Origin of the sequence: Companilactobacillus nodensis DSM 19682 = JCM 14932 = NBRC 107160, assembly GCF_000615905.1 — a bacterium.
Lineage (GTDB): Bacteria > Bacillota > Bacilli > Lactobacillales > Lactobacillaceae > Companilactobacillus > Companilactobacillus nodensis.
Genome location: NZ_BAMN01000021.1, coordinates 23322 through 39729 on the forward strand (window position 1 = coordinate 23322; position 16408 = coordinate 39729).

The 16408-nt window shown below is 38.9% G+C and carries 15 protein-coding genes and 2 pseudogenes; 10 read left to right on the forward strand and 7 right to left on the reverse strand.

Going from position 1 to position 16408, the window contains the following annotated elements; translation table 11 throughout:
- Window positions 1-33 precede the first annotated feature (33 nt).
- Entirely contained in the window at window positions 34-450 is a 417-nt protein-coding gene (locus JCM14932_RS11540; RefSeq protein WP_025024989.1) for a cupin domain-containing protein, read from the forward strand.
- A gap of 109 nt (window positions 451-559) precedes the next feature.
- Here the strand turns inward: JCM14932_RS11540 and JCM14932_RS11545 are convergent, their stop codons facing one another.
- Window positions 560-1468 carry a DMT family transporter gene (locus JCM14932_RS11545; protein WP_155832124.1) on the reverse strand — a complete coding sequence of 303 codons (909 nt, stop codon included), beginning with the start codon at window positions 1466-1468 and terminating at the stop codon, window positions 560-562.
- Window positions 1469-1573: 105 nt separating this feature from the next.
- On the opposite strand from JCM14932_RS11545, the gene JCM14932_RS11550 reads away from it, so the two are divergent.
- Window positions 1574-2470 (forward strand): ABC transporter ATP-binding protein, encoded by an 897-nt coding sequence (locus JCM14932_RS11550; protein ID WP_025024991.1) that lies wholly within the window; start codon window positions 1574-1576, stop codon window positions 2468-2470.
- Complete coding sequence (locus tag JCM14932_RS11555) at window positions 2463-3683, forward strand: ABC transporter permease (RefSeq protein WP_025024992.1); 1221 nt, start codon at window positions 2463-2465, stop codon at window positions 3681-3683. The genes JCM14932_RS11550 and JCM14932_RS11555 overlap by 8 nt, the downstream gene beginning before the upstream one ends.
- A gap of 41 nt (window positions 3684-3724) precedes the next feature.
- On the opposite strand, the pseudogene JCM14932_RS15465 reads toward JCM14932_RS11555, so the two are convergent.
- Window positions 3725-4442: pseudogene (locus JCM14932_RS15465) on the reverse strand (MIP/aquaporin family protein).
- 237 nt (window positions 4443-4679) lie between these two features.
- On the opposite strand from JCM14932_RS15465, the gene JCM14932_RS11565 reads away from it, so the two are divergent.
- Window positions 4680-5630 (forward strand): D-2-hydroxyacid dehydrogenase, encoded by a 951-nt coding sequence (locus JCM14932_RS11565; RefSeq protein WP_025024993.1) that lies wholly within the window; start codon window positions 4680-4682, stop codon window positions 5628-5630.
- 506 nt (window positions 5631-6136) lie between these two features.
- A complete protein-coding gene (locus tag JCM14932_RS11570) occupies window positions 6137-6643 on the forward strand; it encodes a VanZ family protein (RefSeq protein ID WP_025024994.1) in 507 nt (168 codons plus the stop codon).
- A 407-nt stretch (window positions 6644-7050) separates the two neighbouring features.
- Here the strand turns inward: JCM14932_RS11570 and JCM14932_RS15470 are convergent.
- The 3 genes and pseudogenes from JCM14932_RS15470 to JCM14932_RS11585 form a co-directional block, all read right to left on the reverse strand.
- Window positions 7051-8297, reverse strand: a pseudogene (locus JCM14932_RS15470) (glutamate-5-semialdehyde dehydrogenase).
- An 11-nt stretch (window positions 8298-8308) separates the two neighbouring features.
- Window positions 8309-9115, reverse strand: a complete 807-nt coding sequence (gene proB, locus JCM14932_RS11580; RefSeq protein WP_025024995.1) for a glutamate 5-kinase — start codon at window positions 9113-9115, stop codon at window positions 8309-8311.
- A 205-nt stretch (window positions 9116-9320) separates the two neighbouring features.
- Window positions 9321-9944, reverse strand: coding sequence for a histidine phosphatase family protein (locus tag JCM14932_RS11585; RefSeq protein WP_025024996.1), 624 nt, complete (start codon window positions 9942-9944; stop codon window positions 9321-9323).
- A 281-nt stretch (window positions 9945-10225) separates the two neighbouring features.
- On the opposite strand from JCM14932_RS11585, the gene serC reads away from it, so the two are divergent.
- From serC to JCM14932_RS11615, 5 genes are all read left to right on the forward strand, one after another.
- A complete protein-coding gene (gene serC, locus JCM14932_RS11590) occupies window positions 10226-11302 on the forward strand; it encodes a 3-phosphoserine/phosphohydroxythreonine transaminase (RefSeq protein WP_025024997.1) in 1077 nt (358 codons plus the stop codon).
- Between the two features lies 1 nt (window position 11303).
- Entirely contained in the window at window positions 11304-12476 is a 1173-nt protein-coding gene (locus JCM14932_RS11595; protein ID WP_025024998.1) for a phosphoglycerate dehydrogenase, read from the forward strand.
- A 73-nt stretch (window positions 12477-12549) separates the two neighbouring features.
- Window positions 12550-12822: a hypothetical protein gene (locus JCM14932_RS11600; RefSeq protein ID WP_025024999.1), complete on the forward strand. Its 273-nt coding sequence runs from the start codon at window positions 12550-12552 to the stop codon at window positions 12820-12822.
- Between the two features lie 834 nt (window positions 12823-13656).
- Window positions 13657-13911, forward strand: coding sequence for a hypothetical protein (locus JCM14932_RS11610; RefSeq protein WP_155832125.1), 255 nt, complete (start codon window positions 13657-13659; stop codon window positions 13909-13911).
- A 75-nt stretch (window positions 13912-13986) separates the two neighbouring features.
- Window positions 13987-14739 (forward strand): alpha/beta fold hydrolase, encoded by a 753-nt coding sequence (locus tag JCM14932_RS11615; protein WP_025025001.1) that lies wholly within the window; start codon window positions 13987-13989, stop codon window positions 14737-14739.
- A 76-nt stretch (window positions 14740-14815) separates the two neighbouring features.
- Here the strand turns inward: JCM14932_RS11615 and JCM14932_RS17275 are convergent, their stop codons facing one another.
- Window positions 14816-14989: an AMP-binding enzyme gene (locus tag JCM14932_RS17275; RefSeq protein ID WP_235700598.1), complete on the reverse strand. Its 174-nt coding sequence runs from the start codon at window positions 14987-14989 to the stop codon at window positions 14816-14818.
- Window positions 14989-16408, reverse strand: a 1420-nt coding sequence (menE, locus tag JCM14932_RS15475) for an o-succinylbenzoate--CoA ligase (RefSeq protein WP_235700599.1), incomplete at its 5' end; no start/stop codon positions are given. The genes menE and JCM14932_RS17275, both read right to left, overlap by 1 nt.

The following is a 16408-nucleotide window of genomic DNA, read 5'->3' on the forward strand; positions in this document are numbered from 1 at the left end:
ATTAGAAAAATTAAACAAAAGGAAGTATATACAATGGCAAAATTTGAAGAATTAAAAAACGAAGGTGTATTTCCAGTTGGCGATAAGAACGACGCCTACGCAAAATATTTCATCGGTCAAAGTTACCTACAAGGTCTAGTCTCACCAGATGACAACATCGATGTTAGTGTCGGTAACGTGACATTTGAACCGGGATGCCGCAATGATTGGCACATTCACCATGATGGTTTCCAAATCTTATTAGTCACAGGTGGCATGGGTTGGTATCAAGAAGCTGGCAAGCCCGCACAATTGTTGAAGAAGGGTGACGTAGTCGCAATTCATGATGGCGTTAAGCACTGGCATGGCGCAACAAAGGACAGCTGGTTCAGTCACGTTGCTATCACAAAAGGTACATCAGAATGGTTAGAAAAAGTAACCGATGAAGAATATGCTAAATTGGGTAAATAAGGAAAAAATTGAATGTCAGTAAAAAATAAAGTAGTTAATGTTAATGGATTTACTATCTATTCTACAAAACAAGCCTAATAAAAAAACTTCCAAGAAATTGGAAGTTTTTTTATACTCTTCTTCGACCGATGAATAGCTTCGGTGGCAGAGCTTGTAAGAATGTGATGCCAAGTATCAACAAAGCACCAGCAATTTCAGCGGGACCAACGTGGGTGCTTAGTAGGGTTACTGATAGGATCGTCGCTGTCAGTGGTTCGAAGGCACTGAGCATGCCAGTAGTAGTAGCGGATAGGTAATTCAAACTTTGTAAGTAGAATAAGTAAGAGAACATCGTTCCACCAATGATAATGAAGATTATCAATAGCCAAGCTTTAACGGTTAATTGCGGAACTTGGTTCAGATGTGCTACAGGGGCGAAGACGATGCCTCCAAGTAACATTGACCAGCCGGTAACGATACGAGCGTCAAAGTTCTTCAGTAGTTCACGTGGTAACAATGTATATGACGCCTGGCTCAAACCAGAGCCAACACCCCACAATACAGCCAAAGGTGACAGTGCCAAGGTGTTCCAGTGTCCATGTGTTACTAGTAAGAACGTGCCAATAAGTGCCAGAACGATTGATATCATGTCGATTCTTCGCGGCATTTTAAGATTGCGTAATGATAAATATAAAATAATAAATAATGGCCCTAAAAATTGTAAGACCGTTGCCGTTGGTGCATTACCGTATTTGATCGCCATGAAATAAGTGTACTGTGCCGGTAACATTCCCAATAAGCCGAAGCATAATAATTGAAAAATGTAGCGCGGCTTTTTTAGTATGCTAAATAATTCTTTTGGCATAGCGATGCCACACCAAATAAGCAACAATATTCCAGCTAAAATTAACCGTAATCCAACGAGCCACTGAGTCGGAATCCTTTCAAAACTAAATAAGTACTGTGCGATACTTCCGGAAAATCCCCATAATACCGGACCAGCAATTGCATAGAATAGACCTTTTTGTTGATCTGTCATAAGTACTTCCCTCCTAATCATCAACTCATATGCTATCACATTTGATTGTTATTCAAAATAAATATACGGTACACTTAAAACATCAAATTATAGTAGGAATGGGAAATGCTTAGTGTTCAACATGTGAGTAAGAATTTTGGTTCATTAAAAGCATTGAATGATATCAATTTTTCGATACCGGACGGTCATATCTTAGGATTGATCGGACAAAACGGTGCTGGTAAATCTACAACATTTCACAGTATTCTGAATTTTTTGCATTACGATGGGGAGATAACTTGGCAGAATGAACCGATAACAGAATCAGTCTTTGATCAAATCGGTTATTTGCCTGAGGAAAGAAGTCTGATGCCCAAACTAACAGTTGAACAACAGATTGTTTATCTCGCTAGATTAAAGAACAAACCTGCTAAAGAGATTCGTCCGCAAATAGATTCATGGTTAGAGAAGTTTGCAGTCAAGGGAACTAAAAAAGATAAAATCAAATCACTCTCAAAGGGTAATCAACAAAAGGTTCAATTGATCTGCACGTTGATCCATGATCCCAAATTGATTATTTTGGATGAACCATTCAGTGGACTTGATCCTGTCAATTCTGATTTATTGAAGCAAGCAATCATTGACGCGAGAGATAATGGAGCCTCGATTATTTTTTCCAGTCATGATATGGAGAATGTCGAAGAAGTCTGTGACAGTTTGGTGATGTTGAAGGATGGGCAGATTGTTCTTAACGGAACAGTGGGGGATGTCAGAGATACTTTCGGCAAGACAAGACTATTCGTTACAACAGATTGGACGGCAGATCGATTGTCGGAGTTACCACATGTTGTTTCAGTAACTCAACGTGAACAGAAGCGCTATTTGTTGGATCTCGATGATGAGAATGCCGGTAAAGAGATTTTCAATACGTTGACGAATGGACAATACATCGAAGAATTCAGTCAACAGCCACCGACCTTGAATGAGATATTCAGAATGAAAGCTGGTGATCATAATGAATAAACTTTGGATCGTAACCTTTGAAACCTTCTTGAGACAAGTTAAGTCATGGGGCTTCGTAGTCTTGATATTAGGTCCATTTCTTATTTTTGGAATCAGTATCGGTGCTGGTTATATGAGTGCTAGCAGTGCCAGCAGTAGCGACAAAATTGCTGTGTTTGGTCAGAGTGAATTGAAACAGGCATTTGTGAAGCAGAATAAGGATGACGTTGATACCGAAGTTCAATCTGAAAAATCTGCTGAAAAGAAAATTAAACACAATAATTTGGCTGGGTATCTAGTCTTGAAGACGAGTGATAATCAAGTTGTTGCGACATATCACGGTTCAGATTCAATGAGCAACAGTTTGAAGAGTAAACTTACGATCTTCACAACTACTGTTCAGCAACAGTTGAATTATGCTACGGCACAACTATCGCCGACGCAGGCACGGTCATTGCAACAACAACCGAAGTTCAAAGAAGTGGTTACTAAGAAAACGGGGACTGATAATTTAGCCAAGTTGATTTCATTCTGGATTATGGTTATTCTGGTCTATACGATCTTGATAACTTATACTTCGATCACCGCTCAAGAGATAGCTTCAGAAAAGGGTACTAAGATTATGGAAGTTATTTTTTCTAGTACTACTGCTACCAAGTATTTCATCGGGAAAGTTCTTGGTGTGATGTTAGTTATTGTTACACAAATTCTGATATACGTAGTTGGTGGCTGGGGGATGTTCTCATTTGCGCAACATTCAGAATTGACCAAAGATGCGATTGCTCAGAACAAGGACTTGATCGGTTCGGTGCTGCACAATCTGTTAAGTATTAATTTGGTCTATTTATTACTAGGAGTCGTTATCTATACGATCCTGGCAGCTTTGTGTGGAGCATTAGTCGCTAAGTCAGAAGATGCTGCGAAGGCCGCTCAGCCGGTAACAATGCTCAGTATGTTGGCATTCTTTATTACACTTCCATTCCAGAATAATATGGATGCTTTGGTAGTCAAAATCTTGTCATATGTGCCATTCTTCTCGTCCTACTTCATGCCGATGCGTGTCATCAATGGAGAAGCGACGCCAGTTGAAATGACGATTTCATTAGTGATTTTAATTGTGACAATAATCTTTATGGCTTACTACATTGGTAAGATATACCAAGGATTGATGTTGCAAACGGATGATTCAAGTTTTTGGAAGAGATTAAAACGTGGAATTGCTTATAATAAATAAAAACTACCTCTCGAAATAATTTCGAGAGGTAGTTTTGGTAATTAGAATATTAATGAATACAATTGAACTGCTAAAACTCCGGCACAGATTGGTGCAATAACTGGAACCCAAGAATATTTCCATTGAGAAGAACCTTTGTGTGGGAATGGTAACATAGCGTGCAATAAACGTGGACCAAGGTCACGAGCTGGATTAAGAGCTGGACCAGTAGGACCACCGAATGAGATAACCAGACACATAACTAAGAATCCAAGTCCGATAAAGTCAGCACGTGGATCGACATGGTCTGAAGTAAGTGATAAGGCACCGAAAACAAGAATAAAAGTACCAATAAATTCGTTAATAAATCCGTTTAGACGGCTGTTTTCTGCATCAATAGTTGAAAAGGTACCAAGAATTGATTCGACATTTTCTGTTTTGTTGTAGTATGGCTTGTAAGCTGCAACAATTAATAGTTGACCGAAGATAGCTCCTAGCATTTGAGCTATTAGATATGGGCCAACCTCTGACCATGGAAATTGACCATTGAAAGCTAAGCCCAAAGTCATGGCTGGTTGATCTGTCCACCTGAAACAGGTCCGAACATCATGGCTGGATCATAACACCAATACCATAACCAAAACCAATCAAGATCCACCCACCGTGGAACCCTTTGGTACCCTTTAATTCAACGTTGGCAACTGAACCATTACCGAGAGCTACCATGATTGCGGTTCCGATGAATTCCGCAATACAGCGCGTTAATAACGTATAATGCATCATTTATACCCCTAATAAAAAATTTTATTTTGTAAATATGATTTAGACAATAAAAAATTGCCCCCAGAAGATGGAGCAACTTTTCTAACATACTTGCTTGAATAAATCAAATTTTACGAACAACATTTATAAGTGTACCATATAATTTCTTTTTCATAAGATATTAATTAGAAAACTGGATAGTTTTGTAATAGATGATTATAATTGAAGATAAATTTTAAATAAGAGGTAGTGGATATGAAAGTTCTTAGCTTGGTAAATTTGACAGATCACCAGAGAGAAAGAATCGAGAAAATCCCTAGTGTTGATTTAACAGTAACCGCACCAGAGAATGTTACAGCAGCTGATTTGAAAGACGTTGAAGTCTTGTACAATTGGTCTAACTCTTTGAAAGATGATATTTTGAAGAGTTCTAGTTTGAACTGGATTCAAGTAGTTCGTGCCGGAGTAGAATCATTGCCACTTCGTGAATTATCTGAGAAGGGAATTACTTTGACCAATGGTTCAGGTGCTAATTCAATTAATATTGCGGAACAAACATTAGCTTATATGTTGATACTAATGAGAAACATGAATTTGTCAGTCCTACATCAAGCAAAGAAAGAATGGAAGCACGATGAACCCTATAATGAGGTTTATGGTAAAACCGTTATGATCGTCGGTGTTGGTCATGTTGGCAGCAAGATTGCTCAATACGCCAAAGCATTGGGTATGAAAACTGTCGGTGTACGTCGTTCTGATCAAACCGATGTTAATATTGATGAAATGATTCCAATGTCTGACTTCAAAGATGGCGTTAAACACGCTAACTTTGTAATCAACGCACTACCTGATACAGAAGATACAAATGGTATTTTCAACGCTGAATTGTTTGATGAGATGTCTAAGAAGGCATTCTATATCAATATCGGCCGTGGAAAGACAACTAATATGGACGATTTGGTCAGTGCTTTGCAAGAGAAGAAGATTGCTGGAGCAGCACTTGATGTCGTAACACCAGAACCATTGAATGAAGACAGTCCATTGTGGGATATGAAGAATGTTATTATCACACCACACAACGCTGGCATGAGTGTTCACTATGCTGATCGTGCCTTTGGTATTTTTAAACGTAATTTGAAGTCATACGTTGAGAATGGCGAAGTCGTTGAAAATGTTGTTGTCTTTGGTAAGCGCGTTTCAGATTAGAGGGAGAAAGCCGGTAGATTCTGAGCACTGCCTAAGATAGTGAAGGTGCCAACGAAGTTGGTGCATTTACTATCTGTAGCAGGCGCAGGAATCTGGCTTTCGCAACTCGTTTCAGAAACACAAACAAAAAACATAAACCAAGAGTATCATCATAAAATGATGGTACTTTTTTTATACCAGTACTGATGTCATAAAAAAATCATACTTTTTTAAGTTCAATGAAACAAATAGGGACTAGAATGTAGCCATCCAGTAAAAGATGGCATATATTATTGAATGTCGTTCCGCCAAGCAGATATAGTATCCGGTGGGGAACGGACTTAGCCAAAGGACGGTCTAAGCCCTCGCCTTGAAGCCGAAGACCGCGTCTTCCAGGTCGTCCCATGCAGTAAGCCAGCATAAATCGCTGACTAACTGCATTTTCACGGGATGCTATATCTGCATGGCTGCACTGGAGTTTTATATAAATATAGTCAATAAAAATAAAACCTAAAGGAGTGATGTTGATGCGTTGGATACCGTTATTGGTAATTTTGGTTCTGTCGTTTTTAAGTGGAAATTATATTATCCACAATATCGAAGATTTCAACAAAAAAAGAATGTCACTGCTCAGTTTGGTTTATATGACATTGTTAGGCGCTATTTTATTTACGCCAATGTCATTTAACGGAATAGATGCATATGTAATGCCGGCTGGAGTTGGCCGAGTAAATTTGTATCATATATACTATGATGTGGGATTTTTTGAAAATATTATTTTGACGATTCCGTTAGGATTTTTAATCAAAAAGTCTTTTACCGAATTGTCTATAGTTTCAATGATTCCGGTGGGACTTATGATTGGTGCAGCTATTGAAACTATGCAGTATTATTTATCGCATGCGTTCTTAATCAACCGTACTAGTGATATCAGCGATGTTGTCGCTAACGGGATTGGGATTGTTGTTGGTTCAATCTTACTGTTGATCTATCAGCAAACCTACGAAAAGCAATTGTTGAATAATCGAATTTAAAAAGGAGTTCTGTGGCAAATTTTGTTTTTGTCACAGGACTCCTTTTATTATTAAAATTGTCGGAAATTATAAAAAATCAGTTAAGCCTTAAGCTTATTGATCAATACATGGCACAAGTTTAAGAAGCAACAAAAAAAGTAGACCGGCATTTAACTTTGGCGAGTTAACAGTCTACTTTTTGACTTAATAAGTTTAGCCACCACTTGGCTATCAGGAGGGATGCGGATAACATCCCTCTTTTTGTACACTCATAATATAACATAGGTTTTCTAAATTATGAATATATTTCACTCTCTGATTAAACGGGTTACATAATCCAGATTCTTGTGCTTGCTACGAATTGCAGATGCGTTACTTCGTACCACCCATGTAATTCTATGCAATGCTCAGAATCTCTCGGGATTATTTCACTCTCTGATTTGTCCATCGCCTTGTACCAAATACTTGGTTGTAGTTAATTCGTTGGCTCCCATAGGACCTCTGGCGTGTAGCTTTTGAGTGCTGATTCCAATTTCAGCACCGAAGCCGAATTCATTACCATCGGTAAATCTTGTTGAAGCGTTGGCATATACGACTGCAGCATCAATTTGTTTCATGAATTGACGACTGGCAGCGTAGTTCTCAGTAATGATTGATTCACTATGTTTAGTATTGTATTTGTTGATATGTTTAATAGCTTCATCGAGATTATCGACAACTTTTACAGCGATGATATAGTCGTTGTATTCAGTATACCAATCGTCTTCAGTAGCGGGAATTATGTCTGAAACAATTTTAACAGCACGTTCATCACCGCGGACTTGCACGTTATTATCCTTTAGAGCCTGATATAATTTTGGTAGAAATTTTTCAGCGATGTCTTTGTGTAAAACCACTTTTTCAGCGGCATTACAGACAGAAGGACGTTGGACTTTGGCATTGATAATAATTGGCAAAGCCTTATCCAGATCAGCATCTTTATCCACATAAATATGACAATTACCAGCACCAGTTTCAATGATTGGAACTTTGGCTTTGTTTACGACCATCTTAATGAACTTGCCAGATCCACGAGGAATCAAGACGTCGATGTAGTCAGTTAGCTGCATCATTTCATTGGCTATTTCATGGCTAGTATCAGAAACTAGTTGGACGGCATTTTCAGTTATACCAATTTCCTTTAGAGCATTACGTAATGTATCAGCCAAGACAATATTTGAGTTGATGGCTTCCTTTCCACCACGTAAGATAACGGCATTACCAGCTTGAAACATAGACCGGCCGCGTCAACAGTGACGTTAGGACGGGCTTCGTAGATCATACCGATAACGCCAAGTGGAACTCGTTCTTGAACGATATCTAATCCAGCAGTTGTTGTCCAGCCACGGTCAATTCTGCCAATAGGATCGGGTAGGGCAACGACCTGCCTTAGTCCCTCAGCCATACCCAAGATTCGATCTTCATCAAGCATTAAACGGTCGATCATGGCTTTAGCGATACCATTATTCTTGGCGTTTTCAATATCTTTTTTATTCTCGATGATAATATTTTTTGTGTTAGCGATTAAAGAATCAGCCATTTTTAATAGTGCATTATTTTTTTCATTAGTTCCAAGTTGTCCCAAGTCGAATGAGGCACTTTGAGCTTTTTTACCCATTTCAATCAAATCAATCATGATAAGACCTCCTAGATTTTTGTGAACAATGTTCCAACCATGTCGCCGGATAAAATATTAAAAATAATATCTGGATCTTTACCATTTGCGAGAACCATCTGTTGATTGTGTTTCAAAATTCTTTCGGCAGCCTTTAATTTGGTTGTCATACCACCCGTACCGAACTTTGTACCGTGACCACCAGCTGCGGCAATGATATCTGGACCAATGGTTTTAACTCGATCAATCAACTTGGCATCGGGAACTTTGAGCGGATTAGCTGTATAGAAGCCGTCAATATCGGATAACATTATTAACAAATCTGCGTCGACCAGGTTAGTTACGATAGCAGAGAGCTGATCGTTATCACCGAATTTTGTTAAGTGATCCAATTCAGAAACGGTGATAGCATCGTTTTCGTTAACGATAGGAATCGCGTTAGGCATACTGAGTAATGCTTGGAAATTGTTCATAACATTTGTATGACTTTCAGGATAGTCGATTACGTCCTTAGTGATCAACATTTGTGCCGCACACATACCGTATTTGTGAAGTGCCTCATTGTAAATTTGAATTAGCTCAGCTTGTCCGATTGCGGCAACAGCTTGTTGTTGAGAAATCTTTACTGGACGGCTGTCTAAGTGGAGGACACCCATTCCAACTCCGATGGCACCGGATGAAACTAAGATAACATCTTTACCATCTTTTTTTAAGGTACTCATAACGTGAGCCAGTTTGTCGATAACTGCCAAACGAACTTTGCTGTTTTGGTGGATCAAAGTGCTAGTACCGACTTTGATCACGATTCTATTTGATATTAGGTTTCTTTTATTTTGCATGATTTACTCCTGATTTTGTGAGAGAGTGGAGAACGCCGGCTTTCGGAACTCAAAAATCAAAACGGACTCACTAGCTTTTTCCAGGTTCTAAAACGAGTTGCAGAAGCCAGATTCCTGCGCCTGCTACAGATAACAAATGCACCAACTACGTTGGCACCTTCGCTATCTTAGGCAGTGCTCAGAATCTACCGGTTTCTTCCACTCTCTAGAACTTAAACTCTCGATTGTAGTATTCCAGATACATTTCCTGTGTTCTCGCCAATGTTACGATTTTAGTAACACTAGCGTTGTTCGGTTCGGGAAGTGTCATCGGATTTTGCGGTTCAACCACGCCCAGCGCTGCGGCTTTAGTTGTAAATCCGTGTGTAACTACAATGTATTTTTTATCAGGTGTATTAAGTGTTTTTTCCAATAAGAAGGACTTAACACGTGCGACTACTTGGGGGAAAGTTTCTCCCTTTGTAGCAACTTCAATATAATCGGGTAGAACGTCTTGAAGGTATTTGTCAAAGTAACGTGGATATTTTTCACGTAGTTCAGAATTTTTTCGTCCATCCCACTCGCCATAAGAAATTTCGAGTAGACGTTCGTCAGTGGACATCGGCAAATTATAGCCCTCGTTTAATATTTGAGCAGATTCAATGGTTCTATTAAGAGGGCTGTGAATTAATTCATCGGCGAAGCTAATATTAAAGACTTCGTGCAATTTTTTAATCTGACTCTTACCGGTATCATTGAGGTTACTTATCTCGGTATTGATAGTACCTTGCTTGATGTCCTCGGCGTTTGCTTCTGTTTGTCCGTGTCTGATGAAATAAAATTCTGTCATTTTTTTCTCCTTCTAATTGACTTTCTCTGGTTAAATTGTTAAAGTGTCCTTAAGTTTATTGGAGGTATTTTAATTATGATGAAACAATTACATTTTAGCTTAATAAGCTCCTCCTTGTCTACACGGTTATCCATGTAGGCCTATTAAACTTTTCGTTTAACCCTCATGGATTCAAGATTTTTTGAAGCTGTGAGGGCACTAATTCAGACTTTTGTTTGGGAACTCTCACATCTTCGTGAGGGTTCCTATTTTTTTAATCTAAAACAAAGGTGGAAATAAAGATGACAGTTTACAATTTTTCAGCTGGTCCAGCCATGTTGCCTAAGCCAGTCTTAGCTCAAATCAAGGAAGATATTCCTTCATTTCAAAATTCGGGTATGAGCGTTATGGAGATCTCCCATCGTTCAGACTTATTCGACAACGTTATTGCTGATGCCAAAAATGACCTGAGAGAATTGATGAATATTCCTGATAACTATAAGATTCTCTTCTTGCAAGGTGGAGCAACACTTCAATTCACTGCTCTACCAATGAATTTGGCCACTCAATACAATCATATAGGCTTAATCGATACTGGACATTGGTCAACTCGTGCTGGTGAAGAGGCTGAAAAAATTGGAACTGAAGTTACGACTGTAGCGACATCTAAGAATAATGATTATCATCAGTTACCTGAATATACAGATGACGATAATCGTTATGACTATATTCATTTAACCACTAATAACACAATAGAAGGAACTGCATTTAGTAAATTACCAAAAACTAAAAATGTTTTGGTGGGAGATATGTCATCGAACTTCTTGGCACAACAGTATAATGTTGAAGATTTCGGTGCAATCTATGCTGGAGCTCAGAAGAACTTGGGTATTGCCGGATTGACGGTCGTTATTGTCAGAGAAGATCTGATCGGTAAGAAGCCATTGCCAAGTATGTTGGATTATCAGTTACTTGCTAACAAGAATTCGATGCTCAATACGCCGCCAGTTTTCGCTATCTATGCTGCGGGATTGACGTTGAAATGGCTTAAGGATATTGGTGGTATCGCTGAAATGGAAAAGATCAACCGTCAAAAATCAAATCAACTGTATCAATTCTTGGATCAGTCAAAAATGTTCAATAACCTTATCAAACCAGCAGACCGTTCACTGACTAATATTCCGTTTGTTACTGGTAACAAAGAGCTTGATCAAGAGCTTATCGCCCAAGCTAGTGACCGTGGACTAGTGAATATCAAGGGTCATCGTCTAGTTGGTGGTATGCGTGCCAGCTTGTACAACGCCATGCCAATGGAAGGCGTGGTTGCTCTAACAGATTTCTTGGAAGAATTCGAAGCAAAACATCTGGAGGAAAATTAATATGACTTACCAAGTAAAAACATTCAATGCTATTGCCCAAAGTGGACTCGATACCTTTAATGATAATTTCAAAATCAATCAAACCGATGATCCGGATGCATATCTGATTCGTTCGGTTAATCTTCGTGATGCGGAGTTCCCACAGTCGCTCAAGACGATCGTTCGTGCTGGTGCGGGGACAAATAATGTTCCAATCCATCGTGCAACTGAAGCAGGAATTGCCGTCTTCAATACTCCCGGAAGCAATGCAAATGCAGTCAAAGAATTGGTTATTTCACTGATGATCTCAGCTTCAAGAAATATTTTTGCGGCCAATGCTTATTCAAATAATCATGTTGGTGCAGATGTTTCAAAACGTACTGAGGCTGACAAGACAAAGTTTAACGGAACAGAATTGATGGGTAAAAAATTGGCCGTTATCGGCTTGGGTCACGTTGGTTCATTAGTCGCTGAAGCGGCGCTAGAACTCGGTATGAATGTTATCGGCTATGATCCATACTTATCGACTGACGCTGCTTGGAATATCAACAATCACGTTGACCGTTCGAATACGATCAAGCAGGCAGTCAAGAATGCTGACTATGTAACAGTTCACGTACCTAAGAATGATGAGACTTACAAGTTGATCGATCGTAATGTGATTGAAGCTATGAAGCAGAATTCTATTCTGTTCAATTATTCGAGATTAGGGATCGTAGATAATGAAGCTGCTTTAGAAGCGGTTCTAGATAAAAAACTCAAGTATTATGTGACCGACTTCGGTGAGCCGATTATCGCTGATCAAGAAAATGTTATCGTAACACCGCATATTGGTGGCTCAACACTAGAGGCAGAATCAAATGGTGCGACTCAGGCTGCTAATACAGTGATGCGCTACCTAGAAACTGGCGATACTGTTCAATCGGTCAATCTTCCAGCAATGAAAGTTCCATTCGAGGCACCGTATCGTTTCACGGTTATTCATAAGAACGTCCCTAACATGGTCGGTCAGATCACAACGATTTTGGCACAGTTGAATGTTAATATTGCCAGCATGTCGAATGCTGCCAAGAAGGATACCGCATATACAATTATTGATGTAGATGATTTGAATGCTGAGAATAGTATTGAATTGATACAAAAAATCGATCAAATACCAGAAGTTTATCGTGCTCGTCTGATAAAGCATAAGTAATTTACTATCAATCTATGTGCTTGGTATGTTACAACTTTTGTATAGGTATTAAAAAAGGAGGGGTAACATTAAAATGTATAAAGTACTAATCGTTCTGCATGACGGGGATGACTACATTCGGATGAATAAGGTTTTTGTTGAAAACATGCCAGTTGCTGGTCAATATATTATTCATTCAGATGGCTTGCCTTACTATGTTGAAGAAGTGACAAGCTTTGTCGGTTATGTCAGCAGTAAAGGTGCCACGACAATTTTAGTAGTCCATCCAGCACCTAAGGATGCACCGGTCAATAATCTATATGGAATGGATATTGAACGAGACATGGACGATTCTAATAATGATTAAAAAATAAATTTTTGTATTGAAAAAGCCCTTCACATTTGTGAGGGGCTTTTGAATTTGAATTTTTCTGTTTGAAACGAGTTGCTTTTCTCCACTCTCTAAACGCGTTTACCAAAGACAACCTCCTCCGCTCACTACGATTAGCGACTTCACTACTGCGTGGTAAATTCACTAATCTATGTGATGCTCGAAGGTTACCGTCTTTGGACACGCTCTAAAACGAGTTGCGAAAAGCAACTCCCTGCGCTTAGCCTAAGATAAGAAAGGATGCACAAACCGCATCAATTCTCATCTTAGGCTAATGCTCAAGAGTTAATCGCTTTTCTCCACTCTCTACAAAAAGAGGCAGAGACCTACCACGAGTCTCTACCCCCATTGCGAGAATAAGATCAGAGCCTACCACAAACCCTGATCTATAAGCAGTTGAGAAGGAGTACCACTTTTGATAAATAACTTGCGTTATTTTGTTTATACATCCCCGCCCGTATAAACATCTTTATATATAGCGCAAATACTATAATATCTATATGATTTAATAAATATTTCAATAATAACAAATTTAATTATCCAAAAATTGTTCGAAATCGACCGAAAATGTTCATAAGCATGCCAAAAGAAATTTCATCCCGTTTAGGTATGTCCGAAACCCTAATATGACGGGCATAAGTCAATTCAATATAATTTTATTATATAAAAGTGAATTCCATACCGATAAAAAATGTTAGATAATGTCTTCATGAGCTTTACAACAAGTTCTGCGCAATGAGATACAGGGGAAGTTCAATATTTCTAAATAGAAAGGCGGGGAATACCTTGGAGGAAATGAGAGAACTCAAAATGGACCGCAAAGAAGTTATTCAGACAATTGAAGAATCTGTTGGGGAATTCAATATGCTTTCTGAGAGAAATCTGATAGGCATAGTTATGCAATACCTTGATCGCTTTGAGAATAGTGATTTTGAGCCGGCATTACTGGATTTTCGAAGAGATTTAATTGAATACGATGAAAAAACAGATCATATAAACGAACGAGATGTTGATGAACTGATTTTCAAGATAAATCAATCCTTTAATCGTTCGAATAGATATTAATATTAAGGTTGAGACTACGTGCTCAATCTTTTTTTTGTGCTCTGAATCAAGTAAGATGAATATGAGGTGATAATTATGGTAAAAATTTATCGAAGGATGTTGCAGGATGTGCCAATACTGGAAGTCGTGGAAGAGGAATATCGTTATAGCAAAGTTCCGTTGGTAGTTTTTTATCATGGTTGGAGATCTGATAAGGAATTAGTCTTAACACAAGCCAGAAAACTGGCCAAAAAGAAAATTCGAGTTGTTCTTCCGGATGCGATGAATCATGGGCAACGTCGTCACGATGTATCATCGATCCCGTCATTTACATTTTGGAATAGTATTCAGGGAAACCTGGCTGAATTTGATTTGATCAAAGACTTTTATTTGAAACGTGATTTGGTATTGGATGAAAAAATTGGTGTTGGTGGATATTCGATGGGCGGAATGACAACCGGTGCCTTGCTGACACAACATCCAGAGATTACTGCAGCCACCATTATTATGGGTACGCCGAATCTGGGAGCATATGCCAAGTTAGTACGTGATTCAGCTAAGCAGCATAATCTTTATATTCCTAAGGATATGAAGAGTCTGACGAGCTGGATCGATGATTATGACTTGAGTAATTATCCAGAGACTATCAACAATCGTCCATTGCTGTTCTGGCACGGAACTGATGATGAACGGATTCCTTATTCACAGTCGAAGAATTTCTTCGATAGTATTCAGGGACAAGATTATGCAGAGCAGGTTGCCTTTATCACGGGATATAAGGCTAAGCACTTGGTAGAAACACGTTTGATGGATAAGATTGCTAATTTCTTTGAGTATTATTTGTATTGAAAAGTATAAATAGTTTTGTTGTCAATCTAGAATAATAAAAATAAAAAGAGATTTCACAAAAGTGAAGTCTCTTTATTTATATCTGCTTATATTTAATGTCACCAAATTTGCGACGTAATACTTTGCCACTAGCGGTTCTAGGAACACCTTTAACCAGACGGAATTCCTTAGGAACTTTGTAGTGTGCCATCTTTTCACGTCCGAATCCAATTAGGTCTTCACCTGTCAGATAGGCATCGTCAGCTAGCATCACGTAGCAACAGGAACTTCGCCCCAATCGTCATTAGGAATTCCAATAACGAAGATGTTTTCTATACCAGAAAGCTTACTATAGATATTCTCAATTTCTTCAGGATAAATATTTTCACCACCAGAGATGATCATGTCATCTTTGCGGCCTTTAACATAGAGAAAATTCTCATCATCTAAATAACCGATGTCGCCAGTTTTGTAAAACCCGTCAGCGGTTGTTTTTTTGTCGAATAAATCCTGACGGTTCAAATATCCTTTGGCAACGTTGGGAGCTTTGATCTCAATATCACCGACACCCTCGCTGTCAGAATTACTGATCCGTAGATTGACAGGGAACAACGGTTGACCAGATGAACCGACTTTTCTATCGGCATCACGGAAGTTCAATGCAACGACATTTGAAGCAGTCTCTGTCATCCCATATGATTGGATGACGGGGATGTTTAGCATGTCACATCGAAGTAAGGTCCAGTTGTCGATCGGCCCACCACCTAAGAAGACACATTTGAAATGATCATTGTAGTGCTTACCAGTTGGCAGATTATTGAGTAGACGTTTGAGCATCGTCGGAACCAGCGAAATGATAGTTGCTCGTTCATTGGCTAGAACTTTGTTGATATATTCTTCGTTGAAATCGGTAATCAAGTACACGGGAATTCCGTAGATCAAAGAACGCATCATGATCGAAAATCCAGAGATATGAAACAGTGGTACGGTCAAAACCCAAGAGTCTTTGTCATTGATTCCGAGATTCAAAGAGGTTCCGATTGCAGAGTAGAAGTGGTTGCCGAATGTCTGCAAGACTCCTTTTGGTCGTCCAGATGTTCCAGAGGTATACATGATCGAAGTTACATCATCATTGTCGAATTCTTCGACTGGTTTGAAACTTTTATCAGGTTTCATACTCAAAATATCAGATAGAAGAAATTTGTTAGTATCAACTGAATTAATATTGTGGTAGTCACTCGAATCATCCACTAGACAAATTTTAGCAGCGGAATCATTGATCTGAAATTGCAGTTCATCACTAGACAATCTGGAATTTAAGAAAACAATTTCGGCACCGATTTGTTGTAGCGCTAAAATAGCAATATAGCCATTGAAGGAATTACTGATAAATAGTGCCGCACGTTCTCCTTGGTGAATATAGTTGTGGAGTTTTTTGGCACAGAGCTGAACGGTGGAATTCAGTTCACTAAATGTAAAATCTGAATGTTCAATGATTAGAGCCGTTTTGTTTGGGTCTAGTTTTGCACGTTTAGTTAGCCAGTTTTCCATGGTTCTTGCTCCTTGTATTGTGATAGAGCGCGTCAAGGGACGGTAACGCCTGAGCATTACGTAGATTAATGATGGTGCCAACGCAGTTGGTGCAATTATTAATCGTAGTAAGCGTAGGGTGTTGTCCTTTGTAAGCGCG

What these genes read in the sequence shown, in the direction of transcription:
- JCM14932_RS11540 (WP_025024989.1), top strand. Translation starts at nt 34, where the DNA reads ATGGCAAAATTTGAAGAATTAAAAAACGAAGGTGTATTTCCAGTTGGC.
- JCM14932_RS11545 (WP_155832124.1), bottom strand. Translation starts at nt 1,468, where the DNA reads ATGACAGATCAACAAAAAGGTCTATTCTATGCAATTGCTGGTCCGGTA.
- JCM14932_RS11550 (WP_025024991.1), top strand. Translation starts at nt 1,574, where the DNA reads ATGCTTAGTGTTCAACATGTGAGTAAGAATTTTGGTTCATTAAAAGCA.
- JCM14932_RS11555 (WP_025024992.1), top strand. Translation starts at nt 2,463, where the DNA reads ATGAATAAACTTTGGATCGTAACCTTTGAAACCTTCTTGAGACAAGTT.
- JCM14932_RS11565 (WP_025024993.1), top strand. Translation starts at nt 4,680, where the DNA reads ATGAAAGTTCTTAGCTTGGTAAATTTGACAGATCACCAGAGAGAAAGA.
- JCM14932_RS11570 (WP_025024994.1), top strand. Translation starts at nt 6,137, where the DNA reads ATGCGTTGGATACCGTTATTGGTAATTTTGGTTCTGTCGTTTTTAAGT.
- proB (WP_025024995.1), bottom strand. Translation starts at nt 9,115, where the DNA reads ATGCAAAATAAAAGAAACCTAATATCAAATAGAATCGTGATCAAAGTC.
- JCM14932_RS11585 (WP_025024996.1), bottom strand. Translation starts at nt 9,944, where the DNA reads ATGACAGAATTTTATTTCATCAGACACGGACAAACAGAAGCAAACGCC.
- serC (WP_025024997.1), top strand. Translation starts at nt 10,226, where the DNA reads ATGACAGTTTACAATTTTTCAGCTGGTCCAGCCATGTTGCCTAAGCCA.
- JCM14932_RS11595 (WP_025024998.1), top strand. Translation starts at nt 11,304, where the DNA reads ATGACTTACCAAGTAAAAACATTCAATGCTATTGCCCAAAGTGGACTC.
- JCM14932_RS11600 (WP_025024999.1), top strand. Translation starts at nt 12,550, where the DNA reads ATGTATAAAGTACTAATCGTTCTGCATGACGGGGATGACTACATTCGG.
- JCM14932_RS11610 (WP_155832125.1), top strand. Translation starts at nt 13,657, where the DNA reads ATGGACCGCAAAGAAGTTATTCAGACAATTGAAGAATCTGTTGGGGAA.
- JCM14932_RS11615 (WP_025025001.1), top strand. Translation starts at nt 13,987, where the DNA reads ATGGTAAAAATTTATCGAAGGATGTTGCAGGATGTGCCAATACTGGAA.
- JCM14932_RS17275 (WP_235700598.1), bottom strand. Translation starts at nt 14,989, where the DNA reads ATGCTAGCTGACGATGCCTATCTGACAGGTGAAGACCTAATTGGATTC.